Source organism: Collinsella sp. LCP19S3_D5, assembly GCF_052121415.1.
Taxonomy (GTDB): Bacteria; Actinomycetota; Coriobacteriia; order Coriobacteriales; family Coriobacteriaceae; genus Collinsella.
Genome location: NZ_JBQKEH010000013.1, coordinates 22,267 through 47,119 on the forward strand (window position 1 = coordinate 22,267; position 24,853 = coordinate 47,119).

The window sequence follows — 24,853 nt, forward strand, 5'->3', positions numbered from 1 at the left end:
CTGAGCCTGCATATATGACACGCGCATTACATAACGGCGTGCTGCTTTGTCGGCAGTGCGCCGTTTTGCTATGATAGCCCGTGGCGTGTTACGAATCTGATAATACGTAACACTGGCAAGGTGATTTAAGCGGCGTTGCAATTCCGTGCGCCGATAACCGGGAGGCGTACATGCACATTCCAGATAATTATCTGTCCCCGCAGACCGATGCCGTCATGGCAGTGGCGATGGTGCCCGTTTGGGTTCACTGCATCAAAAAGGTGCGCGCCACGCTCGACCGCGAGCACATGGCGTTCCTGGGCATTTGCGCCGCATTCTCTTTCTTGCTCATGATGTTTAACGTGCCGCTGCCCGGCGGTACCACGGGTCACGCCGTCGGCGGCGCGCTCATCGCGCTGCTGCTGGGCCCGGAGGCCGCGGCCATCGCGGTTTCGGTCGCGCTGGCGCTGCAGGCGCTGCTGTTTGGCGACGGCGGCATCCTGTCCTTTGGCGCCAACTGCTTTAACATGGCCTTCGTGCTGCCGTTTGCCGCCGCTATCGTGTTCCGTGCGCTCAACAGCCGTTTGCACGACAAGAGCTGGGGCACCTCGGTTTCGGCCGTCGTAAGCGGTTGGGTCGGCCTGTGCCTGGCGGCCCTGTGCACGGCGATCGAGTTTGGTATTCAGCCGATGTTCTTTACCAACGCTTCGGGCGCTCCGCTGTACTGCCCCTTCCCGCTCTCTATTGCCATTCCGGCCATGATGATCCCGCATATGCTGGTTGCCGGCGTGGTCGAGGGCGTGGCAACGGCCGCCATCTACGGTTTCATTAAGAAGACGGCGCCGAGCGTTATCGTCGGGCCCGAGGCCGCCGATGGCCAGCTTGCTGCCGAGGGCGCTGCTGCCAAGAAGACCTCGCTGGTCCCCACGCTCATCCTGGTCGCTGTGCTTGTCGTGGCCACGCCGCTCGGCTTGCTGGCCACCGGTGACGCCTGGGGCGAGTGGGACGCTGAGGGCGCCGCGACCGCCGTTCAGGAGGCTGGTGACGACAGTCTGCAGACTTCGGTCGGTCTCGATACCCCGACCTTTGCCGATGCCCTGCCCACGGGCGATTATCTGCAGGCCTATTCCGAAGAGCAGGGCCTTGGCTTTGCCGGCCAGGCTGCCATGTATATCCTCTCGGGCGTGATTGGCGTGGCGGTGCTCACCATCGCCTTTCGCCTGATCTCGCTGACGGTTAAGGAAAGCGGAGCCCATGGCGACGGTCGAGCTGCCTAGCTGGCTTGCGGTCGAGCAGCGATACGAGCCTGCGGGGGCTCGGCATCGTGTGATGCAAAAGAATGTCCTGCACCTGGCGAGCCTACTTGAGCGGGTTCGCCTAGGCGGCGGCGCGCATAAGGGCGGGTCGATTATCGACCGCGCCCTTTCTTCCGTTTCGGCGCCAGTGCGTTTGGTGGGGATGTTCGTCTGCGTCCTGTGCGTATGCCTGACGCAGAGCCCGCTGTACTTGATGTTGATGACAGCGATCGCGTTGGTGCTCGTTGCGGTGCGCCCCGTACGCGGGCTGCGCGCGACCTTTGTGCCGGCGTTGGCTGCCGCGGGGTTTGCCGTGGTTTTGGCGCTGCCGGCCCTGCTGCTGGGTGCTTCTGCAACGGGCGCCATGCTCAAGATTGCGCTCAAGACCTTTGTTAATGTGTCACTGGTGCTGGGCGTTTCGTGGACGCTTACCTGGAGTCGCATGTCGGCGGCGCTTAAGATGCTGCACCTGCCCGACGAGGTTATCTTTACGTTTGATATGGCGCTCAAACACATCGAGGTGCTGGGTCGCACGGCGCACGACCTGTGCGAATCGGTCATGCTTCGCAGTGTGGGCCGCGCGCCTGCAGGATTTTCGCGTACCGATTCGATCGCGGGTATCATGGGCATGACCTTTATCAAGGCGATGGAATGCAGCCGTGCGATGGACGAGGCTATGCTTTGCCGCGGTTTTGCCGGCGCATATCCGGCGCCTACACGGAACGGCTTTGGCTGGCGCGACGCGGTCTATGCGGCCGTTGTGATGCTGCTCGCCGTGTTGTGCGCGGTGCTGTAGCGCGGGCGGTCAAGCCGTCGATGTGAACAGGGAAGGGCGACGTTTTGGCAAACGATACAAATGGTGCGATGGGTGCGAGCGGTGCTGCCGGCGCCAAGGCCACGCCGCTCATCGAGTTTCGCGACGTGGTGTTTTCCTATGCGGGCCATACGGTGGTCGATGGCCTGTCGCTGCAGGTTAATCGCGGTGAGCTGGTTGCGCTGCTTGGACCCAACGGCTGCGGCAAGACGACGATCATGCGGCTTATCAACGGCCTTGAGCTTGCTGATGCGGGTACGTACCTGTTTGATGGACATGTGGTCGATGCGGCATGTCTCAAGGATTCCGCGACGGCCCAGCGGTTCCATCAGCGCGTGGGCTTCGTGTTCCAAAACGCCGATGCACAGCTCTTTTGCGCCACGGTCGGCGAGGAGGTCGCGTTTGGCCCGGCTCAAATGGGGCTTTCGGCGGACGAGCTCGGGCGCCGCGTCCGTGATGCCATGGAGCTGTTTCAGGTTGCCGATCTGGTCGATGCCTCGCCCTATCAGCTTTCGGGCGGGCAAAAGAAGCGTGTGGCGCTGGCTGCCGTCGTGTCGATGAACCCCGATATTCTGGTGCTCGACGAGCCTACCAACGGACTTGACGAGGAATCTTGCGACATCGTGGTCAACTTTCTACTGGCTTATGTTGCTGCCGGTAAGACGGTCTTGATGAGCACGCATCATCAGGATTTAGTACGACGTCTTGGGGCCCGTGCGATTTATATCGATCGATATCACCACGTGGTCGAGGCTCCCGTGCCGTCATATGGAACCGAAAACGGTGCAGCAGAATAGTTGCTGCATATTGGGGTTGCGGCCGCGCGCGTGACTTGCTGCGAATGGTATAGTTATCCGGGTTTTTACGGGGGTGGCTATGCCAAGTTGGAATATTCATATCGCTCAGACGGAACGACTTCTGGCGCGTGCCGGCGCGCTTGCCGATAACGTGCGTGACCGCAATGCCTTTTTGTTTGGCAGCGTGGTTCCGGACATTTTTGTGGGCTACATGGTTCCCGGTATTGCCGACCCCATCCCGTATCGCATCACGCACTTTGCCAAGCCCGAGCCCATTCCTAAGCCACGCGAGCATGAGTTTTGGGACACCTATGTGGCGCCGTTGCTTAAAGGTGCGCCGACGGGTGCGCCGGCTGCAGCGACCTCGATTGTCGAAGAGCGTGAAAGGCTCAATCGGGTGCACTATCCGCAGCGCTACAAAGACGCTAAGCCGGTTGACGGCCCCGGCGCCGCCGAGTTTTCGCTCGCGCCCGATGATGTGGCGCAGTCGCTGCTCGATTTGACGCTGGGCGTTTGGTCGCATCTGGTGGCCGATACCGTGTGGAACACGCGCGTGAACCAATATCTCGAGGCGCGCGGCGGCAAGCCGTGCGAGGAATTCCGCATTAAGAAGCAGGGAGACTTTGACTGGTTTGGCAAGACGCTCGGCATCGTTTCTATCCCGCGTGCGACCGATCGCCTCTATACCGCGGCGGCCCAGTTTGGTCAGTATTCGATTCCACAAGAGTATGTGCTCAAGACCATTGGCGTTATGCACGAGATTGTGCGCGAAAACCCCGGTGATCCGGATCATCCGCCGTACCGTCTGCTGACCGAAGAGTTCTTTGACGCAACGTTTACCGAGGTCGTCGAGCTAACCGAGGCGGGTTTTGCCGCCCGTGTTGACGCTTCTGACGTCCCCGCAGTCCCTCTGATCGCTAGCTGCTAGCCGGCCGGCTTGACGCCGAACAGTTCATCCCAATTGACCAACAGCTTCCGTCGCAGGGCATCGTCGGTGGTGCGCTCGGCATCGGAAAGGTTCGCGACCGAACACAAATCGATGAAGCGGCATATAAAGTAGGTCTTAAAAAGGGCACGGAAGGCTTCGCCTTCCGTGCCCTTTGCAATGCAAATGTGCTTGCAAGTGCGATTTAGCGCACCTGAGCGACGTAAGCGACGTTGGTCGAGGAGACCTTGTCCTCAAGCTGGACGCTCATGCGGGGATCGCCGGCGGTAGCGACGGTCAAATCGCCGGCCTCGACGTAGCCGAGCTCCTTAGCGGTCTCAATCGCCTTGACGATCGTGCCGTTGACGGTGCCCTGGGTAATCTCGGCCTTGTGCGGGATAACGCCCCAGTACATGATCATCTGCTGGACGGCCCACTCGTGGCGGGAGAACGCGCAGATCGGCATGTTGGGACGGAAGTGCGAGATCAGGCGAGCGGTACGGCCGGTGGTCGTCGGCACGGTGATGCACTTGGCGCCAACGGTGGTGGCCATGTTCACAGCGGACATACCCACAACGTTGTTGACGACGCGGGTGCCGTGAGCATCGGTCGGAACCTCGAGCGGAGCGTGAGCCGGGAGGTACTTCTCGGTCTCGAGAGCGATGCTGGCCTGCATCTTGACGGCCTCGACCGGGTACTTACCGGCAGCGGACTCGCCGGACAGCATGACGGCGTCGGTACCGTCGTAAATGGCGTTAGCAACGTCGGCAACCTCGGCGCGCGTCGGGCGCGGGTTCTGCTGCATGGAGTCGAGCATCTGCGTAGCGGTGATAACGGGCTTGTAGGCCGCGTTGCACTTGGCGATGATCTCCTTCTGGATGTGCGGAACGAGCTCGGGCTTGATCTCGATGCCCAGGTCGCCACGGGCGACCATGATGCCGTCGGAAGCCTCGAGGATCTCGTCGAAGTTCTCGACGCCCAGGGCGCACTCGATCTTCGGGAAGATCGTCACGTGCTCGCCGCCGTTCTCGCGGCAAAGCTCGCGGATGCCGCGGACAGACTCGCCATCGCGGATGAAGGAAGCGGCGATGTAGTCGATGTTCTCGGTCAGGCCAAAGAGGATGTCCTGACGATCGCGCTCGGTGATGGCGGGCAGCGAGATGTTGACGTTGGGCATGTTGACGCCCTTGCGCTCGCCGATCAGGCCGTCGTTCTTGACGACGCAGGTCATGTCCTGGCCGTCGACGGACTCGACCTCGAGAGCAACCAGGCCGTCATCGATCAGGATGAGGGAGCCCTTCTCGACCTCGGAGGGCAGAGCCAGGTAGTCAAGGGAGATGTGCTCAGCGGTGCCGTGGAAATCCTCGGACGTGGGCTGAGCGGTGACGACGATCTTGTCGCCGGTCTTGACGGCAACCTTCTTGCCGTCGACCAGAAGGCCGGTGCGGACCTCGGGGCCCTTGGTGTCGAGCAGGATGCCGACGGGCATACCGAGCTCCTTGGAAATACGACGGACGCGTTCGATGCGACCGTGGTGCTCGTCGTAGGAGCCGTGCGAGAAGTTAAAACGGGCGACGTTCATGCCCGCCTTGATCATCTCGCGGATGGTCTCGTCGCTATCGCAGGCGGGACCCATGGTGCATACAATCTTAGTGCGCTTGTACATTCAGACCTCCATCTGACATCGTCTTGCGCTGATAGATAAACCATAAGAAATAAAACTGAGTTGATTATAACGAAATGCCGACCGAATACCCCAAAAAATCGACCGTATGTCGAATTAGAAGTTCATTTTTTACGGGAAAAACGGTATATGAAAAAACTTTACCAACCGCTCTAACCGCTGCTATCTGGGCGATATTTTAGTTTGGCGACGCGCCAAAGAAAAAACGTTTTACCAGTATTGAGCATCACACGGTCCGCATCGTTGCATATGGACCATATTTCCAAATGGATTGTTTTGGCTAGACGCGTCGCTTTGGGGTACCATAGCTCCACTATCAACTGCCGCTCAGCACGGCAGCCTTGATGAGCCCTTGCCCTTCTCCTGGGAATTATGATCGGGCATCAATCTGCTGAGTGGCCCGAATCCCAGGAGGGGACTCTATATGCAAAAGGAATACCTGTCCGCCGCGGCGGAGGTGCTCAGCGACCAAGGTGTCGATGAGAACCTCGGCCTGAGCAACGACGAGGCGTCGTCGCGCCTCGCCAAGACAGGCCCTAACAAGCTTGAGGAAGCCGAGAAGACGCCGCTGTGGAAGCGTTTCTTTGAGCAGATGGCCGACCCCATGGTCATCATGTTGATCGTTGCCGCCGTTATCAGCGCGCTCACGGGCATGGTTAAGGGCGAGGCGGACTTTGCCGATGTCGCCATCATCATGTTCGTCGTTATCGTCAACTCGGTGCTGGGCGTGGTCCAGGAAGCCAAGAGCGAGGAGGCCCTCGAGGCCCTTCAGGAGATGAGCGCGGCGCAGTCCAAGGTTCTACGCGACGGCAAACTCGTGCACCTGCCGAGCGCCGAGCTCGTACCCGGCGACGTGATCATGCTCGAGGCGGGTGACTCCGTCCCGGCCGACTGCCGCGTGATCGAGAGCGCCACGATGAAGATCGAAGAGGCCGCGCTCACCGGCGAGTCCGTGCCGGTCGAGAAGCACGCCAACGTGATCGAGCTTGCCGCGGGCACCGATGACGTGCCGCTCGGCGACCGCAAGAACATGTGCTACATGGGCTCCACCGTTGTGTACGGCCGTGGCCGCGCCGTCGTGGTCGGCACCGGCATGGATACCGAGATGGGCAAGATCGCCGGTGCCCTGGCCGAGGCCAAGGAAGAGCTCACGCCGCTGCAGGTGAAGCTCGCCGAGCTCAGCCGTATCCTCACCATTATGGTGATCGTCATCTGCGTCGTGATCTTTGGCGTCGACATCGTCCGCCACGGCGTGGGCAACGTCCTTACCGACCCGACTGCCCTGCTCGACACCTTTATGGTCGCCGTCTCGCTCGCCGTCGCCGCCATCCCCGAGGGCCTGGTCGCCGTCGTGACCATCGTGCTGTCGCTTGGCGTGACCAAGATGGCCAAGCGCCAGGCAATTATCCGCAAGCTCTCTGCCGTCGAGACTCTCGGCTGCACGCAGACCATCTGCTCCGACAAGACCGGTACCCTTACCCAAAACAAGATGACCGTCGTCAAGCACGAGCTCGCTGCGCCTAAGGAGAAGTTCCTGGCAGGTATGGCGCTGTGCTCCGATGCCCAGTGGGACGAGGAACTGGGCGAGGCCGTGGGCGAGCCGACCGAGTGCGCGCTCGTCAACGATGCCGGAAAGGCGGGCCTCACTGGTCTGACTGCCGAGCACCCGCGCGTGGGCGAGGCCCCGTTTGACTCGGGCCGCAAGATGATGTCCGTGGTCGTTGAGACCCTGGACGGCGAGTACGAGCAATACACCAAGGGCGCGCCCGACGTGGTGATCGGCCTGTGCACCCACATCTACGAGGGCGATAAGGTCGTCCCCCTGACCGAGGAGCGTCGTGCCGAGCTCGTGGCCGCCAACAAGGCCATGGCCGACGAGGCCCTGCGCGTGCTGGCGCTGGCAAGCCGCACCTACACCGAGGTCCCGAGCGACTGCAGCCCCGCCGCGCTCGAGCACGACCTGGTCTTCTGCGGCCTGTCCGGCATGATTGATCCGGTCCGCCCCGAGGTCGCCGACGCCATCCGCGAGGCCCACGATGCCGGTATCCGCACCGTCATGATCACGGGCGACCACATCGACACCGCCGTGGCCATCGCCAAGCAGCTGGGCATCGTCACCGATCGCAGCCATGCCATCACCGGTGCCGACCTCGATCGCATGAGCGACGAGGAACTCGACGCGCACATCGAGGACTACGGCGTGTACGCCCGCGTCCAGCCCGAGCACAAGACCCGTATCGTCGAGGCTTGGAAGTCGCGCGACCAGATCGTGGCCATGACGGGCGACGGCGTCAACGACGCCCCGTCCATCAAGCGTGCCGACATCGGCGTTGGCATGGGCATCACCGGTACCGACGTTACCAAGAACGTTGCCGACATGGTGCTTGCCGACGACAACTTCGCCACCATCATCGGTGCCTGCGAAGAGGGTCGCCGCATCTACGACAACATCCGCAAGGTCATCCAGTTCCTGCTTTCGGCCAACCTTGCCGAGGTGTTCTCGGTGTTTATCGCCACGCTCATCGGCTTTACCATCTTCCAGCCGGTGCAGCTGCTGTGGGTGAACTTGGTCACCGACTGCTTCCCCGCGCTCGCGCTGGGCATGGAGGATGCCGAGGGCGACATCATGAAGCGCAAGCCGCGCAACGCCAAGGACGGTGTCTTTGCCGGCAATATGGGCCTGGACTGCGTGGTCCAGGGCTTGATCATTGCCGCGCTGGTGCTGGCGAGCTTCTTTGTGGGCGTGTACTTTGACATGGGCTACATCCACATCTCCGATATGATCGCCGGCGTCGCCGACGAGGAAGGCGTGATGATGGCCTTCATCACGCTCAACATGGTCGAGATCTTCCACTGCTTTAACATGCGTAGCCGCCGCACGTCGCTGTTTAAGATGAAGAAGCAGAACAAGTGGCTGTGGGCCTCTGCCGCGCTGGCGCTGGTGCTGACGGTGATCGTAACCGTGCAGCCGACGCTTGCCGAGATGTTCTTTGGCCCCGTGACGCTTGAGCTCAAGGGCGTTATCGCCGCGCTGGGCCTTGCCTTCCTGATCATTCCGCTGATGGAGATCTACAAGGCGATCATGCGCGCAGTCGAGAAGGAGTAACGTACCTGTCCGGGTCCGCCCCACGCCCTTTCTCCCTCACTGGTCCTCGCGCTTCGCGCTGCGGGATCGTTCGGGAGAAAGGGCTTCCGGGGCGGGCCCTGCGGTATCCTTGCTGGCTTTTCTCCCGCGCGGATGATAAAGGGCTGAGGGAAAGTGTGTGAGCTGGTCGGGCTTTGCCCGGCCAGCTCTTTTTGATTAAAATACCTGCTCAGTTGTGATTTGTGGTGCTGGGAGGCGCTTGTGGGCAAGGCTAGGGCTAAGGCGAAGAAAAAGACGACGGGGGCGCGGGCCAAGCGTGATCGTCGTCGGAAGCTTGCGACCGAAGCCCCCGCGTCTGCTGAGGAGCTGCTGGCGAGCGTGCCGGGACTCGATGCGCTGCAGGATGTTCCGGCGTTTGGCGATCTGCCGGTCGCCGCGGCTCAGCAGGCAGCATTTGACGATTTTTGCGCCCAAGCCGAGGAGCCCGAGCAGATGCAACTGGGCGCCGTGGTGCGCTTAGATCGCGGGTTTCCGCTGGTGGCGACGGCCGACGATACCTTTCGTGCCGAGCATGCCGTGGGGTTTGCCAAGTCGCGCGGCGAGGACGAGGTACTGCTGCCGGCTGTGGGCGACCGTGTGGCGGTGCGTCGTGCACCCGGGCACGACATGGGCGTAATCGAATGCGTCCTGCCGCGACGCACGAGTTTTGAGCGTTGGCGTGGCCGCGCCCGCGGCGAGCGTCAGGTGCTTTGTTCCAACGTGGATAGCGTGCTGATCGTGCAGGCACTTGGCGCCGGCGAAGTGCTGCTCGACCGCGTGGCGCGCTCGCTGGTGTTGGCGCTCGACTGCGATGCCGAGCCGGTGGTGGTGCTTACCAAGGCCGACCGCTGTGAGGCCGCGGAACTCGAGCGCGATCTGGATCGCGTGCGCCGTCTGGTGGGCCCGGACGTGCGCGTGATCGTGACGTCCTCTGCCGAAGGCCGTGGTTTGGACGAGGTGCGCGCCTGTGTGCCGGCGGGAACGTGCGCCATGATCCTGGGTGAGTCGGGGGCCGGAAAGTCGACGCTGCTCAATGCGCTGCTGGGCCACGATGCGCTGGCTACCGGTGGCGTGCGCGAGCGCGACGACCAAGGCCGCCATACCACGGTCGCGCGCGTGATGGTGGCGCTGCCGGGCGACGCCGGCGTCATTGCCGACGCTCCGGGCCTGCGCAGTTTGCCACTCGTTGGTCACGAGCGGGGCCTAGCGCGTGCCTTCCCCGAGATCGTCGAGGCGTCGCGTGCGTGTCGGTTTGGCGACTGCACGCATACCCACGAACCGGGCTGCGCCGTTCGCGAGGCCGCCGATGCCGGGCAGATCGATGGCCTGCGCCTGGAAACGTTCCAAAACTTGGCGTCATCCATGCGTGTGAGTGCCCAAATGCTCGATCCCGATATCCATCTGTAATTGAATTTATCTATGACAGCCGTCTTCCAACTGTGCGGGAGGCGGCTTTTTTACTGGCGATGCGCCCTTAAATGAGCGTTTTGCCGACGCGCTGACCAAAACCTTGCCGCGGGCTTGACGGGTTGGTCAGCTCTTGGCTGGTAATTGGTTTGACACTTAAAACCAAGATGGTGATCGCGCTGTTTTGTTGCTTGGCCGCTCGGACAATAGTGGTACGGGCATCCCATCCGCCCAGTGCTGTCTTGAGAGGAGCTGCCGTGAACAAGAGCAAGCGCATCGCCATCAGTCTGGCAGCGGGCGTGCTCGCCGCGGCACTCTGCATGGTTTACGGGTCATCGGTTCGTTCGCGGGCTGAGCAGGCCCAGGCCAAAACCTTGGCCAAATACGGCGGCGATCGCGTCGAAGTTTGCGTTGCCGCACGTGATATCGATGTGGGTGAGACCCTCGACGAGACCAATGTCGTAACCCAAGAGTGGCTCGCGAGCCTGCTTCCGCGTGATGCGGCGACCGAGCTGCGCCAGGTGCGTGGCGACGTGACGACCTCGCGTATTCCCAAAAATGCCGTGGTCTGCGATGTCTACACCAAAGCCGAGAGCCATACGCTCGAGGTGCCCAAGGGCAAGGTTGCCGTTTCGGTGGCGGTCGATGCCGAGCATTCGGTGGGCGGAGCCGCAGGCGTGGGCAGCTACGTGGATGTGTACGTGCAAAAAGACGGCGTGACCGACCGGCTGTGCGGCGCGTATGTGATCGATACCAGCGACGAGGCCGGTGCCACGCGCGAAGGCAAGGTCGAGTGGGTGACGCTGGCGGCCGACCCCAAAGACGTCAAGGAATTGCTGGGAGCCTCGGGCAAGGGAACGGTCAGCTTGACGATTCCCGCCACGGCACGCGGCAAAAAGAGCGGAGGCGACGAGTGATGAAAGCGATCTGGCTTGCGTGCTGCGCGTGTGGCGATTACGGACTGCTGCAGCAGGAAGTCGAGGGCCGCGATGCGGGCGCGCAGGTGCTTCGCGTGGGCGACCTAGACGGGTTGGTGTCTATGGCTCGGGCGTTTCCTTCGCGCCGTGGCGCTGCCATTATCGCGGCATCCCTGTTTGATACTAAAGATGTGCGAGAGACCGTTGCGCGCCTGACTGCCGAAGGACGCGTGAGCCGCGTCGTCGTGTTGATAGAGGCGCTCGATCCGTCGGATATCGAGGGGCTGTTTCGCGCGGGGGCGACCGAGGTCATCGCTGCGCACAGCATATGCGGCAGCGGACATGTGGGCGAGGGAGCGGTTGATTCCGATTGGGGCGTGTCGCCTGAGCCCGATGTTTTTGTTGATAGGGAACCCGGGGCGCCTCGCGCTACAAGAGGCCCGCGTGTTGATGACTATGGGAAAGCGGAAGCCGAGCATGTTCGGCGCCCCCCGGGCCCCCTTGCATGTGATGACGCCGGAGCGTCGGCGCCGTATGGCGAAGACCTCCTGGCCGTAGATATGGGATACGTGCACGGCGTGAGCCTGGCCGATGGACTCGATGAGGTCGAGGGCCTTGTCGCGGGTGATGGTCCGCACGTCGACGTGACAGCGGAATCCCCAGTTCCGCCCCTACAGTTTGAGCAGCCTGCCGTGCCGGCGTGGACGCAGCACTTGGGTGCGGCTGGCGAGACGGGGACGTTGCCGCCCACGTCGTCAGCCCCTGCGCCGCTGGCAGACACTGCGTCGACGTCGCATCGAGCTCCGGTCATCTGCGCCGTCTCGGGATCGGGCGGCTGTGGCAAATCGACGATTGTCGCCACGATGGCGCATGCCGCTTCGTTGCTGGGTCTGCGAGCTGCCGTACTCGATTTGGACCTAATGTTTGGAAATCTCTACGACCTGCTGGGCGCCGATGCCCCGCATGACATGGCGACACTTATCGAGCCGTCGGTCGCGGGCGCCCTTGCGGAGCCAGACGTGGTCGCTGCATCGATGCGCGTTGCCCCAGGCGTTACGCTTTGGGGGCCTGTCGCAGCGCCCGAGCGCGCCGAGCTCATGGCACGTCCGGTAGAGCTGCTGCTCGACATCTTGCGTCGTGAGTCCGACGTGGTCCTTATCGATACCTCGGTCTTTTGGGGCGATGCGGTGGCGGCTGCGGTGGCGGCGTGCGACCGTTGCCTCGTCGTGGGTGATGCGGCAGTTTCTTCCGCGACGTCTGCAGCGCGCGTCATTGAGCTGGCGAGCCGTGTGGGCGTGCCGCGCACGCGCATGAGCGCCGTATTCAACCGATTTGGCGCGCGTGGGGCCGACGAGGATGTCGCCATTCGTTTTGAGATCGCGTGCTCGCTCAGTTCCAAAATTCGAATTGCCGATGGCGGGCAGGATTTGGCTGCACTCATGGCGTTTGGTCGTGCCGACGAGGCCGTGGGCCAGGCCAGCGCCTTCGCGACCAGTGTGCGCGAAGCCACGCGCGAGATGCTCGTGGAGCTGGGCTGCGCCGTTGGGCCTTGGAGCGACACGGTCATCGACCGCGCGACGCGTGCCGAACGCCCGCGCATTCGCCTTCCCTGGTCGCGTGAGGGTGATCAGCGATGAGCCTGCAAACGAGAATCAAAGCAGCCGGTGCGGCAGCGGCGACGGCACCTATCGATGTGGGACGGCGCCGTGCGGTCAAGCGCCGCACCAAGCGGGCCGTGATGGACCGCGTGGGCTACGACGAGGTGGCACGCATCAGTGCCTACGTCGATCCGGTTCTTGCCCGCTCGGAATTGCGTCCTGCGGTGGAGGCGGCACTCAACGTGGAAGAACCGACCGACCTGGCGACGCCCGAGCGTGAGACCATCATCAACGAGATCTTGGATGACGTGGTGGGCTTGGGCCCGCTGCAGCCGCTCATCGAGGACGACACCGTCACCGAGATTATGATCAACGGTTGCCGCTCGGCTTTCTTTGAGCGCGACGGGGTCTTATACCCCATCGAGCATGCGTTTGAGGATGACGAGCAGATCCGCGTGCTCATCGACCGCATCATCTCACCGCTGGGCAGGCGTATCGACGAGCGCAGTCCCATCGTCAACGCCCGCCTCAAGACAGGTTATCGCGTCAACGCGGTGATTCCGCCCGTGGCGATCGATGGGCCGATCCTCACTATCCGCAAGTTCTCGGATCGCATCTGTTCGTTGGATGAGCTTGTGGGCCTGGGGTCGCTGCCGCTTTGGTATGCGCAACTGCTTTCGTGTGCGGTGTCGCTGCGCCAAGATTTGGCGGTTGCGGGCGGTACGGGGTCGGGCAAGACTACGCTGCTCAACGCGCTATCGTGCGAGATATCTACCGGCGAGCGCATCGTGACGATCGAGGATTCCGCCGAGCTCAAGTTCGCGCATCACCCGCATGTGGTTCGCCTGGAGGCGCGCGAGGCTTCAATTGAGGGCGAGGGCGCGGTGACAATCCGCGACCTGGTGACCAACGCCCTGCGTATGCGTCCCGACCGTATTGTGGTGGGTGAGGTACGCGGTGCGGAATGTTGCGACATGCTGCAGGCCATGAACACCGGGCACGATGGGTCGCTCACTACATGCTGTTAATCCCTATATGCTGATACAATTCGTGTAAAGCAGATTATCCAAAAGCATTCAAGGGGCTTCCGTGGAGAGAAAGAAGAAAGCAGCGATTTACTGCCGCATTAGCCGCGATTCGACCGGCAAGCGCGAAGGCGTTGAGAGGCAGTACGAGGATTGCCAGATGATGTGCCGCCTGAACGGCTATGAGGTCTATGAGGTCTACGAGGACAACTCGATTTCTGCTCACGCTACCGCAACAAAGCACGGCAAGGAGCGCCCGAAGTACGAAAAAATGCTTTCGGATTTCAAGCGCGGGAAATTCGACGTCATCGTGGCTTGGAAGCTCGACCGTCTTACTCGCTCAGTTTCCGGCTTGGAGGAAATGCTCAAGGAGCTTGCATCTCAGAAGCTGCGCATATGCACCACCGACCTTGGCGGTAGCGAGCTGGACCTCAGCACGGCCGACGCGGTCATGCTAGCGCAAATTATGGCCTCGTTCGCTCAGTTCGAGGCGTCGAGGAAGGGTGAGCGTACAAGGCGGGCGAATCTGCAACGTGCTCAAGAAGGCATAATGAGGCGAGGCTCGCGATGTTTCGGCTACGACAGGCAGAACAGGATTATCGGACCCGAGGCCGAGGTGGTGAGGGCCATCTACGACGCCTATAGAAAGGGAAGCAGCATGGGGGCTATCACTCGCGCCATTGCGGGCGATGATGACGGCACTCTTCCCGACATGCCGACCTCCGAGGCACCGTCGGTCATCGTGGCTCGTGAGCGTGGCAAGACCCCACCCAACAAGAAATGGTCACTCTCAACCACGCAAAGCATCCTTAGGAACCCGAAGTACGCCGGGTACGCCTATTACGCGCCGGTTGACTCTCGGGGGAAATGCAGGAGCTACAACTCGACGTGGCGGGATTATATCGTCCGGGACGAGAACGGTGAAATCGTCAAGGGGACCACTTGGGAGCCGATAGTGGCGGAGGATGTCTGGTGGGAGTGTCAGGAGCGCAGGGATTCTAACCTGAGCCGCGCCGACGGCACTCACATAGAGAAGAAGGGCAATCAGAAGAAGCATATAGGCGCGGGCGTCTACCGCTGCGGGATTTGCGGCGGCAAGGTGAAGAGCGGGGCGACCGACAAGAGAGCGGGCTACACCCACACCCACACCTATAGATGCGACGGGCACGTCAACCGCATGGGCGGGAAGATAGACGAGTTCGTGTGCGCCGTGGTCCGCGAGCGCTTGGCGAGGGCGGACCTCAGGGACCTGTTGTACGAGAAGGCAGACTCCACTCCTAGGCTTAAGGAGATTCAAGACGAGATTGCGTCCCTTCAGGCCCGAGTCAAGCAGACCGAGCACGATTACGACGAGGACCTTATAGACGCATCCACGAGGAGGCGTAAAATCGGCAAGCTCACGTCGAAAATCATGAAGCTCGAAGACGAGCGCGAGGAGCTTATGCCCCGCAACGCTTCTTCGGGCATCATTAGCTCGCCCGACCCGGCCAAGGCATTCGACGCTCTGACGGACCCTGCACAGATTTCCAGGGTGATTGACGAGCTGTGCACTGTGACCCTCTACCCGCACAAGGCGGGAGCGAGGGTCACGGCGGAGAGCATGGCGGAGGACGTCAAAATCGAGTGGAAGTGAGGGCCTACGGAAGAATTGCTCCCATGGAGGTGAGCAAATCGTCCACCTCGGAACGTTCGAGCATCTGGGTCTGACGCTCCTGCCTCCGGGCGTTCTTCCAGTGGGAAGCCTTGAAGGGCTTTCCGGACTCGTTGAACTGGTCAATCCAGCGGCACTTGTCGTCGACCGTGAGGGCAGGGTCATCGAGGGTCGGGATGTTCCATACCCCGAGCCGGTGGCCCATGACGCAGGTGAAGATGCGCGACCAGTCATAGTCTGCGACATGGCGGCGAATCCCGGATGCGGAGGAGGAGACCCTGACGAAGAAGGCCCTCCAATCGTTCTCGGTCCTCAGGCACTTGCTGTCGCGCCCCTTGCGCTTGTAGAGTTCGTACTCCTCAGGGGACTCGTACGGGGCGGTCTCTACGTTGCACACCTCGTAGGCGCTGCCGCCGATGATGGGGTGGGCGGTCCTGAGGGAGTCCTTCAGGGGCTTGCGCTTCAGGTCGAAGTCCATCGAGAGACTTCGGGGCCTGTCCTCCACGTAGAAGTCATCGCGGAGTGTCGAGTCGGCCATGTCCTTGAAGCGAGCCCACACCCCCACGGTGCAGTCCACCTTCAGAGTCCTGCGGAGCCAGACGTCCAGACAGTAGAGCCTGTCCTCGACGCTCTTCGAGGGGTAGGGAGAAACATAGCTGTTGTGGGCGCAGACGCCCTTGGGGTCGGGGGAGATGTTCCCGCGCGTGGTGACGTTGTAGAAGCCGTCCTGACGGTGCTTCTCCTCCCAGACCTTGGGGGACCCGGAGAGGTTCGACCTCACCTGGCGGAGGTAGGGGGCCATGCCGCACAGGTCGAGGCCGTTGACGAAGTCCTCCGTGGCGTCGGTGATGAAGCCGTCGGTGGTGAAGCTGTAGGAGGGGTATCCGGCGTAGGCAAGCTCGTTCATCGCGGCCATCAGGACGCAACGGACGATTGCGGTGGTCATCGAGGAGTGGGTGGGCGAGGTGATGCGGGACATGCCGAGGTCAACCATCTCTTGGGCCTTGGCGTCCCAAGTGGTCTTCTCGACTACGTTCTGTGCGGTCTTCCCGTAGGAGGAGTTGACCATCGTCTTCTCAAGCTGCTCGAAGACCTCAAGGCCGGGCTGCCCAGCCTTCATGGCGCGCTTGATTTCGGTACGGTCGTTCACGAACTCGCGGACTCCGAGGAAGAGAGAGCGGGTGGGATTTCCGTTCTCGTCGAGTCGGTAGCGGGCTTGATACCCGTGCTGTATGTGCACGCGGGCACCGAGCTTGAGGGCGAGCCAGATTTCCACGCCCGTGACGTAGATTCCGTCGCGTTCGCCGAGGGTGCGGGGGAAAGTGATGCAGCCATCGACGTTCACCGCGATGCAGGGGTAGGGCACAGTCTCGGGGAACTCGAATTCGTCCACGTACGCCCACACGGGGTCGAACGGAGTGTGGAAGTCCTGAAGCAGGGCCTCCTCGCGGACCCACTCGCGGGTGATGAGCTTGGGGGCCTTCCAATCCACGTCGAAGACGCAGGACATGGCGGTCGGGTAGGCGCTGCACAGGTCGAGGTCGTAGGTCAGGCCGTCAACCCAGCCCACGAAAGAGCACCCGTTGGCACCGCCCTTGTAGGAGTTCCGGGCGAAGCGCTGAATCATCTCGGCCTCGGCGCTGACGGGAACGTCCTCGCGGTAGTCCTGAACGAGCTTGCCACTGGGAGAAACGTGTTTGCCGTCGGGCACGCGGCAGAGGCCACGCCATTCCTCGTCGAACTCGCGGGAGCCCTTAATTCCCCATTCCGAGGAGATGGTCTGCACGATTGAGGAAACGGCGGCAGCTGAGGCGGTGACGGGCATCGCGCGGTTGTAGCCGAAGAGGGTTCCCGCAAAGCGGAGAGTGACCTCGGCGTCGCGGGAGGCATAGTCCATGAATGCAACCGGCTCGTTGGCAAGGTAGTCCTGCATGGCGTCCTTGGTGTAGCCATGCTTGAGCGAGAGCTTGGAGAAGCCCACGGCCTCGCCAAGTTCGCCGAGGGACTTGTGGCCAGCCGGAGCGAAGCACATGGTGTCCCTCACGGAGACATTGAGCGGGAAGAAGCGCCACCACTCGCCATTGGTGCCGATGGAAGAGGCGATTGAGGGGTTCATGGTGAAGTCGCGCATGCTCACGAGACCGCCCTGCACCTCGCTCACCTGACGGAGCACGTCCTTCTCGCCGTAACCGAAGGAGAAGGCGGAGAGGTCGGCCTTGCCTGCGTGGCAGAGCACGGTAACGGGGATGGCACGCTTCTCGCGGTGGTACTCGGAGAAGTCGTTGACGTACCCCGCGAGCTGGGAGGGGTCCTCGCGGTTGAGCCGGACGCGCCCGGGCTGCTTGCGGGAGGACTTCAACATTTGGTATTCCCGGAGAAAGTCGGGGTCAGCACATGCACCGAGGGCGTCATCGATGATGGTGCAGGAGACCCAATCGGGGTTCGAGCCGCCAAGGGCGTAGTCGTTCCAGTGAGCGCCCTTCGTGTCGTAGGTGGGGACGACCCAGCGGCGGGAGTCGGAGAAGCGGTAGCCGTTGGGTTCGCAGCACGTCGCGTCCTCGTCCTGCATCTGCTGGGCGAGGCCGAAGCGGGAGATGCAGTAGGAAAGCGCTCTGCCGAGGCCGAGGCGAGCGCCGGTGGCGGAGTAGAACACGAGGCTGTGGACGGAGGCGGGGTCGGCGGGCTCGGCGAAGGTGAGCTGCCATGTCAGGACCTCGCGCTCGCGGGACCGGGAGCCGCCGGGGTAGTAGAACTCGGTGTCCACTGCGACCACAAGGCGGGTCTCCTTCCTGCGGATGCGGGTGAGGGTGGGGAGGGAGGTCACGTCGAGGGCGGGGGTCGGGGTCGAAACAACGCTTTGGGTGCCAATAGCGGGTTTCGACCCCGTGCCCTGAGCTGGGGCGATGCTCTGGCCCGCCGTCAACCCCATGGGGGAGGTTGACGCCCCTTGGGCCGTCCAGACCCAAGAACGGTGGAGGACGCCGAACTCGGGATTGCCCTTGGTGTTGGTCAGGGCATCGGCGTCCCAGCCGGCGTTGATGAGTGCCCGAAGGCTCGCGGAATCGTTGAAGAGGCCTTGTGAGGCGTTGACGGGGGTGCGGAAGTCGAACGGCATGTCCACCGCCCCCTAGGAGAGCAGAGCCGCAAGGCGGGCCTTGCGCTCGGCCGAGAGGGTGGGTGCCTGAGCTGCCAGCTGCTTGGCAAGCTCCTCGAAGCGCTCCTCCTCGGAGACGGGAACGACGTCAAAGAGCTTGGCGAGGTCTTCCTCGCTGACGTAAAGCTTGCGACCGTTTCGAACCGCCGGGAGCTTTCCTGCCTTGATGCGGCGCTTGATGGTCGAAGCCGAGCTGAAGGCGCGTTTCGCTGCCTGCTCGATGGTGAGGAGGTGTCGGGGGTCGGGCGTGAGATTGACTTGCATCGTCAGTACCTTTCGGATACTGACGGCGGCTTAGAGCCATAAAAAATGGCCGATAGCCGACACGATGCGGGTTGTCCGCTTCGTGCCTCCTATCGACCATTGACACCTGCGCCTTTGCAAGCCGATTGGTCGCACCCCCGACGTTCTCACGCCTTTGTGCGCCGAGGGGGAAATCTTCATAGAGAGCCGTCTTGGCTTATATGTGGAAGACAGAATAGCACAAGCCTTAGATTGGGCGCAACGGTCTTCTATGAATTAAAATGACACAATGACTTTTTCGATGATAGTAGGAGGAGGACTCGTATGTCTCTCTTTAACCATCTCCACCTCGAGGGGAACATTAGCAATATCACCAGCGGGACCTCTGATGATGGTGGGACTTACTACAACGTGCGCCTTGCCGTGGAGCGCGAGGACAAGCGAAGGGACTTCTTCCATCTGAAGTGTTACGCGTCAACCGATTACGACCCTTGGCAGGATTTGCGCCGAGGCATGGATTGCAGGTTCGATTGCGAGGTTCGCGGGAGCATGGCCTCTGACGGAGACGTTGCCAATGAGCTTGTTGCCACAAATGTTACCCCGTTGCTTACCGACCGGACCGAGTCGATATTACGCGAGATGTTTTAGGGTTGATTTGGATTACCTGCCCGCCTAGCCAAAAGATTCCTATTCATCGTCTGGCAGTTCAAACAGCCATTTAAGCCATGAAGAAACCGTGCCTGCCCTTCTCTTGAGCATCGACTCTGTGCTGTCACTTAAAACTTGACAGTCGGTCATCACAGACATTATTTCTGCCTTGTTTGGAACTTCTCCTAGTTGGAGCGTTCTTTGGTAGAGTTTGTGAAATACCGCATGTTCGAGGATAAAGCCCGCGAATTGTAGCAGGCGTTCGCTACGACTTTTTTTGCCGAGCATACTTTTCGCACGGTCAGTAAGTGTTGTTATTCCTGGCTTTGGTTTTTCGAAAAGTCCGAGATACCTTCCCGCAGTGGGGTAGTACGCCGCCTGACGTTCTACGGTGCCCATAAAATTGGTAATTTCAGCTGTTGTTGCTCCATCGGGCCTGCCTGAAAGAAATTCAATAAGAGAAAGAATCCTGTCGATGCGGTCTGCCTGAGGGAAGGGAATGGTGGGGTTCTCTTGGACAATTCTGGTCTTCTTCCATACAGTCCAGAGATTATCGGCTGTTATCAGGTCTTCCTCGAATGTGTACGCCGCCTTGCGTAGCAGTCGTATTGAGCTGAAGTCGTTGGGGTCCGAGAACTCGTATTCGAACAGATTGTAAGAGAGGTTGGTGTATTGGGAAAACACCAACCTAATAGGCTTCTTAACCAGTTTGCGATATTTCCTGAAAGGGTAGTAAAGCTGGCGTATGTTGAAGTCCTCATGAAGAACGTTCTTGGCTTCCATGATGGTAACGGAGCTGTCGTTCTCGAATCCTCCGTCAATCTCAAGCTGTGCATTATTCACGGTTATTTGAGAAGATTTGCCATTGAAGCGGTCAATGCAGAAGTCAAACTCGCCCGTCCCCATGCGTCCGTTAAAGGTTTCTACCGTGTTGTATTCACCAAGAAACTTGTCCAATATGCCGCTGATGATGAGGGCGTTGATAGCGTTTGACTCACTGCTGATGTGCTCGATATCCAGTGTTTCGTATGCAGGAAGCTCGCAATATTCAGGTCTGAGGTCGCACGTATCAGGGAACCTCTCAAATACGTTGAAGTCTCCGAGATAATACGAGCTTCTTGAAGCTGAAAGGACATTAATACCTCGCTTTGCCAGCGGTTTGGGCACACCATCTATAGAGTCATGTTTCGTCATGAGCCGGGGCTCGCGAAATTGCTTTATGCTTTCAGCCGTTACTTCGCAAACCCCGTTCAGAGCAATGGTTTCTTCGACTTCCGGATGGGCGACAAGGTATTTCTCCCATGCCTCGCTCGTTTTATCGGCCAAGGATAAGCACCTCGTTTATAGCTCCGCGCCCAGACCCCTTAGAGTTGATGGCACGCTTCGCTTGAACAGTTTTTATTTCAAAGTCCTTATAGAGGCTCCTTATCTCAGGGCAGTCGCTGTTGGACTGTATGAAGCGAATCCCCTGTTCGCGCAGTTTGAGGCATTCATCCCGAAGCCTGACTTGTTCGTCATACGAGAACCCTCCTTCTGTATAGCCAGTAAAGGAAGATGTGGTGTTAAGCGGCATGTAGGGAGGGTCCAGATAGACAAATGCCCCTTTCGGCAAGTCGATTAGACAATCTGCATAATCTCCGCAGCGAATGTCAATATCACCTTGGAGATAGCGAGAAAGCGCTCGAATACCAACCTCGTTAATGATATTGGGATTCTTATAACGACCATATGGAGAGTTAATCTGTCCTAAAGAATTGACCCGATACAGGCCGTTAAAGCAGGTCTTATTTAGATAAATAATCCTCGCGGCGCGAACCACAGGGTCTAGGGCGCTAAAGCCCTCTGTACGGTCGAGACCTCTTATCTTGTAGTAATACTCGCTAGTATTTTTTTCGCTATGCTCACGCAAGATGTCTAGGAGCTTGTCGGGCTCGTCCCTGACAACTCGATAAACATTAATAAGCTCCGCGTTGTAATCATTAACGATGGCGTGTTTCGGCTGCATCCCCAGAAGAACCGCTGCCCCTCCTAGAAATGGTTCCACATACACCTTGGGTGCTGAGGGCAATAGGGGGAGAATATCGTCAAAAAGTTGGCGCTTGCCTCCGACCCATTTCAATACGGGCTTGAGCAGCGTGTTCTTGCTTGCCATTTTCCACCTTCCCCATCGCGTGCTTCCATTATACAAGTCAGTTACTCAATTACTTCAATTGGGCAAGCGATATAGTATAGAGTCACACGGACAAATTCTGTATGTCCTGCCGCACATCCCCACTAGGAGGGCTAATGGTCATAGAAGAAAAAGACTGGACGGAGCCCAATCGGAGCGCCTGCTATCTATGCGATGACGGAAAAGTGCGTACATGGGCGGAGTTTACAGAAAGCTTGGACCCGGACTCGTACCCGAAAGATGAGAAGGATTACGAGCTTCTTATCTGGTCGTTTGGAGCCGATAAAATATCCGAGTAAACGAAGAAGCGCCCGCATCGCGGGCGCTTCTCTATTCGTATTGGTATTCGTCCGCTATCGTGGGGTTGAGGAGGTCACGGTAGCGCAGTTCAATGCTCCTTAGCCTCGATTTGCGGTTCTGGGAGGCCTCCCTGCCACCGGATTCGCGCTTTAGGCCCTCGGTCGAGGCCTTGCGTCGTTCAGCGCGGCGCACTCGACCAATGAGCTGGCGGGACGCCAGCGCGAGCGTTGCATCCTCCCACAGGGGGTCGTGCTCGCGTGTCGAGCTTGCCGACCTCAAGGGCAACAGGGCGCTCATCGCTTATCCTCGCTCGTCTCGGATGTGGTTGCCTCGGGCTCATTGTCTTCCATCCCGATGCGTGCTGCTGGAACAAGCTCGCCGTCCTCGCGGACGTACGCGAGAACACCGTTGACGGTGATTGAGAGGGCATTTTCCAGCTGCTTGTTCGTGCGGAGCGTATAGAAGGTTTGCGGGTACTGCTCAAGGGCCTTCATGCGCTCGGTGCGCATCGAGCCGTCCTTGTTCTCGATGCGGTTCTTGCCACTCTGGATGTAATCCGTCGTGCTGCTCGACCATTCTTTCGTCACGGCGAAGGGCTTGCGCCAGCTCTTGCTGTTCCACGGAAGGACCCGGGTGGAGTAGAGGAGCCAACCGTCGCGCAGCCAGACCGTTTCGCTGCACGCCACAATCTTACCCACGTCGCCCTCGCCGATGCCACTCGTGTCACACTGCCAGACACAGCCGTTTTCGTACATGATTTCAATACGAGCCATTGTTTGCCTCCCTAAAACTGGGGTTGAATAACTGCCTGCGTCTGCCGAGCCGATGGAGCGTGCTGTGCGAAGTCGCGCCGGCTGGCAGGTTCGAAGCTCCTCCCGGATGCCTCCGGGGCATTTCGCCTTGTGGCTTGGCCGAATCTCTCGCGGATGCCCGCGCCGAGCTTGCCCGCCCGCGCCCCTAGCTGCTCGATGAATCCAGAGCAGAGAGAAGCGACGCGACCGAGGAGCGAGCCCTTTCTGCTGAGAGGCGCAGCGTCGGCGGCGCCGCATTCGGAACGGACGGCCTCCAAGACCTCAACGCGCTCCTCAGCTCCTTCTCGCGAGCGTTGAAGGGACTCCAATCGCGAAGACTCCTCGTCGGCGAGCGCCTTGATTTCCTCTCGTCGGTCCCTGAGGCGGGAGATTTCCTCGCCCTCTTTGCTGACCTCACTTCGGATTGCCTCAAGCTTGGTTTTCGCCTCGATGTACTCCCCATGGGCGAGTTTGGAGAGCAGCTTGTCGCCTTCGTCCTCAAGCTCGATGCCAACATCGAACCCGAAATGACGCTCCATGTGGGCTGAAAGGGCCGGGTGGAAATCCTGCATTTCGGAACGGCTGAACATCTTGGACTGGGAAATGGTCTTGCTCGTGATGGGGTTCCCGTTATCATCGGTCGCCGCGACGCGCTTGTAGCGGACGGTACCCTTCTTGTCGCGCTTGACCTCGCCTGCCTTGTGCTCGGGATTTTTCATCTCGTCGCGCTTGGTCCAGCGAAGGGGGTGAGATTTGTCGTTGGTCATCTTGACCGTCTCGCAAGAGGGAACGAAGCAGAAATGCATGTGAGGGGAGGTCTCGTCCATGTGCACGTAAGCTCCCACGACATTCCCGATTCCTCCGACCTTACCCCCAAGAAACTCATACGCCTGCTCGAAGAACTCCCGCTCGCGCCCTTTCAGGCGGGGATTTTTCGGCAGCGTCACCACCCAGTCGCTGATGACGTTGGTGGTCTTGTTCGGCTTGGTGTCGGCCTCCTCGACCTTCCTGCTGATGAACTCTCCCGGGTCGGGTCGTTCGTAGAGGGCGTAGTTCAGGTGAGTCCTCGTAGGGTCAATCTTCTGATTGCCGTAGCGGTAGTGCTCCTGATGCGGGTCCCCGTCGTGCCGGGAGTAGTGGTTGAGCATGTGACCGACCGCGCCCTGAGTGTAGCCTTGCAGATTCGCCATAAGATTCGCCTCCAATTCAATCGAGGTCCTTCGATTTCTTGACGGCAAGAATAAGAAAAATACCAAGCTCATAGGGGGTCATAGCGTCCAATCTGCGCCCATATCGAGAAAGGTCTACGCGGGACGAAGTCTCGCGTAGCAGGTTAGGCGAGACTTCGTCCCGCCACCTGCCCTGCGGGGCCCTCCGCACTTCGTCTCGCGTTGCGATTCGAAGCGCTGCGCGTCGCTGCGCTCCTTGCCGCGCTCAACAGGCTCCGCCCGGGCCGCTGGGCCTTCCCGGTCTCAACAGGGGCTAGCCCCTAGCCGACGGCTTACCCGGGTCCGCTCAATAGGGGCGTTGCCCCTGCCGCTGTGCTCACCCCATCGCTCAATAGGGTGCAGGCACCCTATGCCGCGAAGGCTTACCCGTGCATTCCTCGCGTCGCCTCGGCGTCAACAACGCGTCACAGAACCTCGCACAAATCGGCCGGGGCCGATTGGTGGAGGTTTGCGCTTCGCCTGTGACGGAAGTTGACCCCGAACCGCCCCGAGGGATTCGCCTTAAGAAAGCGAATCAAGCAGCCGCTTGATTCGCAAGCAGCGAACCCAAGAGAGACGGGAGCCGGAAATGTACTTCGACCACTGCCAGAACCTCAACGAACTCAAATCCGCCTACAAGAAGCTCGCCATGAGGCACCATCCCGATATGGGAGGCGACGAGGCGACCATGAAGGCGGTTAACGCCGAGCACGACCGCGTTTTCGAGGTTCTGCGCGATATGCAGAACGAAGAGGCTGATAGGCCTGGCAGCGATGTCCGCAGAACGACCGAGACGCCCGAGGAGTTCCGCGCTGTCGTCGATGTTCTGCTCGGTATCGAAGGCGTTGAAGTCGAGCTGTGCGGCGCTTGGCTGTGGATTGGCGGCGATACCTACGAGAGCCGCGAAATCCTGAAATCCGTAGGCTGCATGTGGAGCAGGAGCAAGCGCAAGTGGTACTGGCGTCATGCGGAGGATGATTGCAAATGGAGCCGGGGCAAAACGAGCATGAAGCAGATTCGGGCGAAGTACGGGAGCGAACGAATCGGGAGGGAAAGTGAGCCGAATCTTTTGTCGGCGTAATGTGAAATGGCGTCCGCTTCGGCGGGCACGCTTCTTGCCCCG

20 protein-coding genes and 1 pseudogene are annotated in these 24,853 nt (G+C 60.4%); 12 read left to right on the plus strand and 9 right to left on the minus strand.

Annotated elements, in window-relative coordinates:
- The first annotated feature begins 170 nt into the window (after positions 1-170).
- The 4 genes from cbiM (at position 171) to ACTQXO_RS06540 (ending at position 3,813) form a co-directional block, all read left to right on the plus strand.
- Entirely contained in the window at positions 171-1,256 is a 1,086-nt protein-coding gene (gene cbiM / locus ACTQXO_RS06525) for a cobalt transporter CbiM (RefSeq protein ID WP_441015616.1), read from the plus strand.
- The gene (locus ACTQXO_RS06530) at positions 1,234-2,070 is read left to right on the plus strand and encodes an energy-coupling factor transporter transmembrane component T family protein (protein ID WP_441031711.1); all 837 of its coding nucleotides are present in this window, start codon (positions 1,234-1,236) and stop codon (positions 2,068-2,070) included. The genes cbiM and ACTQXO_RS06530 overlap by 23 nt, the downstream gene beginning before the upstream one ends.
- A gap of 44 nt (positions 2,071-2,114) precedes the next feature.
- A complete protein-coding gene (locus ACTQXO_RS06535) occupies positions 2,115-2,885 on the plus strand; it encodes an energy-coupling factor ABC transporter ATP-binding protein (protein WP_441031709.1) in 771 nt (256 codons plus the stop codon).
- 79 nt (positions 2,886-2,964) lie between these two features.
- Positions 2,965-3,813, plus strand: a complete 849-nt coding sequence (locus tag ACTQXO_RS06540) for a hypothetical protein (protein WP_441031707.1) — start codon at positions 2,965-2,967, stop codon at positions 3,811-3,813.
- A gap of 202 nt (positions 3,814-4,015) precedes the next feature.
- On the opposite strand, the gene pyk is transcribed toward ACTQXO_RS06540, so the two are convergent.
- Positions 4,016-5,476, minus strand: coding sequence for a pyruvate kinase (gene pyk, locus ACTQXO_RS06545; protein ID WP_427719104.1), 1,461 nt, complete (start codon positions 5,474-5,476; stop codon positions 4,016-4,018).
- Positions 5,477-5,918: 442 nt separating this feature from the next.
- Between pyk and ACTQXO_RS06550 the strand changes: the two genes are divergently transcribed.
- Together ACTQXO_RS06550 and rsgA are read left to right on the plus strand one after the other, a co-directional pair.
- Positions 5,919-8,600, plus strand: a complete 2,682-nt coding sequence (locus ACTQXO_RS06550) for a cation-translocating P-type ATPase (RefSeq protein WP_441031705.1) — start codon at positions 5,919-5,921, stop codon at positions 8,598-8,600.
- Between the two features lie 471 nt (positions 8,601-9,071).
- The gene (rsgA, locus tag ACTQXO_RS06555; protein WP_427728468.1) at positions 9,072-10,025 is read left to right on the plus strand and encodes a ribosome small subunit-dependent GTPase A; all 954 of its coding nucleotides are present in this window, start codon (positions 9,072-9,074) and stop codon (positions 10,023-10,025) included.
- Positions 10,026-10,092: 67 nt separating this feature from the next.
- Here rsgA and ACTQXO_RS06560 read toward each other — a convergent pair whose 3' ends face one another.
- The gene (locus tag ACTQXO_RS06560; protein ID WP_195838599.1) at positions 10,093-10,296 is read right to left on the minus strand and encodes a hypothetical protein; all 204 of its coding nucleotides are present in this window, start codon (positions 10,294-10,296) and stop codon (positions 10,093-10,095) included.
- Between ACTQXO_RS06560 and cpaB the strand changes: the two genes are divergently transcribed.
- The 4 genes and pseudogenes from cpaB (at position 10,283) to ACTQXO_RS06580 (ending at position 15,198) form a co-directional block, all read left to right on the plus strand.
- Positions 10,283-10,942: a Flp pilus assembly protein CpaB gene (gene cpaB, locus ACTQXO_RS06565; RefSeq protein ID WP_370450646.1), complete on the plus strand. Its 660-nt coding sequence runs from the start codon at positions 10,283-10,285 to the stop codon at positions 10,940-10,942. The two genes, ACTQXO_RS06560 and cpaB, sit on opposite strands and share 14 nt — an antisense overlap.
- Positions 10,942-12,579: an AAA family ATPase gene (locus ACTQXO_RS06570; protein ID WP_441031702.1), complete on the plus strand. Its 1,638-nt coding sequence runs from the start codon at positions 10,942-10,944 to the stop codon at positions 12,577-12,579. Before cpaB ends, ACTQXO_RS06570 begins: the two co-directional genes overlap by 1 nt.
- A pseudogene (locus ACTQXO_RS06575) lies at positions 12,576-13,559 on the plus strand (CpaF family protein); the annotation flags it as partial. The gene ACTQXO_RS06570 and the pseudogene ACTQXO_RS06575, both read left to right, overlap by 4 nt.
- Positions 13,560-13,629: 70 nt before the next feature.
- On the plus strand, positions 13,630-15,198 hold the full coding sequence (locus ACTQXO_RS06580; RefSeq protein WP_441545574.1) for a recombinase family protein: 1,569 nt from the start codon (positions 13,630-13,632) through the stop codon (positions 15,196-15,198).
- A 4-nt stretch (positions 15,199-15,202) separates the two neighbouring features.
- Here ACTQXO_RS06580 and ACTQXO_RS06585 read toward each other — a convergent pair whose 3' ends face one another.
- Positions 15,203-18,331, minus strand: coding sequence for a DNA polymerase (locus ACTQXO_RS06585; RefSeq protein ID WP_441545575.1), 3,129 nt, complete (start codon positions 18,329-18,331; stop codon positions 15,203-15,205).
- Between the two features lie 12 nt (positions 18,332-18,343).
- Complete coding sequence (locus ACTQXO_RS06590) at positions 18,344-18,634, minus strand: helix-turn-helix domain-containing protein (RefSeq protein WP_441545576.1); 291 nt, start codon at positions 18,632-18,634, stop codon at positions 18,344-18,346.
- A gap of 303 nt (positions 18,635-18,937) precedes the next feature.
- Between ACTQXO_RS06590 and ACTQXO_RS06595 the strand changes: the two genes are divergently transcribed.
- A complete protein-coding gene (locus ACTQXO_RS06595; RefSeq protein ID WP_441545577.1) occupies positions 18,938-19,261 on the plus strand; it encodes a hypothetical protein in 324 nt (107 codons plus the stop codon).
- 39 nt (positions 19,262-19,300) lie between these two features.
- Here the strand turns inward: ACTQXO_RS06595 and ACTQXO_RS06600 are convergent, their stop codons facing one another.
- From ACTQXO_RS06600 to ACTQXO_RS06620, 5 genes are all read right to left on the minus strand, one after another.
- Complete coding sequence (locus ACTQXO_RS06600; protein WP_441545578.1) at positions 19,301-20,587, minus strand: type II restriction enzyme; 1,287 nt, start codon at positions 20,585-20,587, stop codon at positions 19,301-19,303.
- Positions 20,577-21,413: a DNA adenine methylase gene (locus tag ACTQXO_RS06605; RefSeq protein WP_441545579.1), complete on the minus strand. Its 837-nt coding sequence runs from the start codon at positions 21,411-21,413 to the stop codon at positions 20,577-20,579. The genes ACTQXO_RS06600 and ACTQXO_RS06605 overlap by 11 nt, the downstream gene beginning before the upstream one ends.
- A gap of 348 nt (positions 21,414-21,761) precedes the next feature.
- Positions 21,762-22,028: a hypothetical protein gene (locus tag ACTQXO_RS06610; protein WP_441545580.1), complete on the minus strand. Its 267-nt coding sequence runs from the start codon at positions 22,026-22,028 to the stop codon at positions 21,762-21,764.
- The gene (locus tag ACTQXO_RS06615) at positions 22,025-22,504 is read right to left on the minus strand and encodes a hypothetical protein (RefSeq protein WP_441545581.1); all 480 of its coding nucleotides are present in this window, start codon (positions 22,502-22,504) and stop codon (positions 22,025-22,027) included. Before ACTQXO_RS06615 ends, ACTQXO_RS06610 begins: the two co-directional genes overlap by 4 nt.
- Before the next feature lie 11 nt (positions 22,505-22,515).
- Positions 22,516-23,712 carry a plasmid recombination protein gene (locus ACTQXO_RS06620; protein WP_441545582.1) on the minus strand — a complete coding sequence of 399 codons (1,197 nt, stop codon included), beginning with the start codon at positions 23,710-23,712 and terminating at the stop codon, positions 22,516-22,518.
- Between the two features lie 607 nt (positions 23,713-24,319).
- Between ACTQXO_RS06620 and ACTQXO_RS06625 the strand changes: the two genes are divergently transcribed.
- A complete protein-coding gene (locus ACTQXO_RS06625; protein WP_441545583.1) occupies positions 24,320-24,811 on the plus strand; it encodes a hypothetical protein in 492 nt (163 codons plus the stop codon).
- Positions 24,812-24,853 lie beyond the last annotated feature (42 nt).

Excerpts from the sequence above, each read along its gene's own strand:
- ACTQXO_RS06625 (WP_441545583.1), top strand. The coding sequence starts at position 24,320 with ATGTACTTCGACCACTGCCAGAACCTCAACGAACTCAAATCCGCCTAC.
- ACTQXO_RS06615 (WP_441545581.1), bottom strand. The coding sequence starts at position 22,504 with ATGGCTCGTATTGAAATCATGTACGAAAACGGCTGTGTCTGGCAGTGT.
- ACTQXO_RS06595 (WP_441545577.1), top strand. The coding sequence starts at position 18,938 with ATGTCTCTCTTTAACCATCTCCACCTCGAGGGGAACATTAGCAATATC.
- cbiM (WP_441015616.1), top strand. The coding sequence starts at position 171 with ATGCACATTCCAGATAATTATCTGTCCCCGCAGACCGATGCCGTCATG.
- ACTQXO_RS06530 (WP_441031711.1), top strand. The coding sequence starts at position 1,234 with ATGGCGACGGTCGAGCTGCCTAGCTGGCTTGCGGTCGAGCAGCGATAC.
- ACTQXO_RS06540 (WP_441031707.1), top strand. The coding sequence starts at position 2,965 with ATGCCAAGTTGGAATATTCATATCGCTCAGACGGAACGACTTCTGGCG.
- rsgA (WP_427728468.1), top strand. The coding sequence starts at position 9,072 with ATGCAACTGGGCGCCGTGGTGCGCTTAGATCGCGGGTTTCCGCTGGTG.
- ACTQXO_RS06570 (WP_441031702.1), top strand. The coding sequence starts at position 10,942 with ATGAAAGCGATCTGGCTTGCGTGCTGCGCGTGTGGCGATTACGGACTG.
- ACTQXO_RS06610 (WP_441545580.1), bottom strand. The coding sequence starts at position 22,028 with ATGAGCGCCCTGTTGCCCTTGAGGTCGGCAAGCTCGACACGCGAGCAC.
- ACTQXO_RS06620 (WP_441545582.1), bottom strand. The coding sequence starts at position 23,712 with ATGGCGAATCTGCAAGGCTACACTCAGGGCGCGGTCGGTCACATGCTC.
- ACTQXO_RS06605 (WP_441545579.1), bottom strand. The coding sequence starts at position 21,413 with ATGGCAAGCAAGAACACGCTGCTCAAGCCCGTATTGAAATGGGTCGGA.
- ACTQXO_RS06550 (WP_441031705.1), top strand. The coding sequence starts at position 5,919 with ATGCAAAAGGAATACCTGTCCGCCGCGGCGGAGGTGCTCAGCGACCAA.
- ACTQXO_RS06590 (WP_441545576.1), bottom strand. The coding sequence starts at position 18,634 with ATGCAAGTCAATCTCACGCCCGACCCCCGACACCTCCTCACCATCGAG.
- ACTQXO_RS06585 (WP_441545575.1), bottom strand. The coding sequence starts at position 18,331 with ATGCCGTTCGACTTCCGCACCCCCGTCAACGCCTCACAAGGCCTCTTC.
- pyk (WP_427719104.1), bottom strand. The coding sequence starts at position 5,476 with ATGTACAAGCGCACTAAGATTGTATGCACCATGGGTCCCGCCTGCGAT.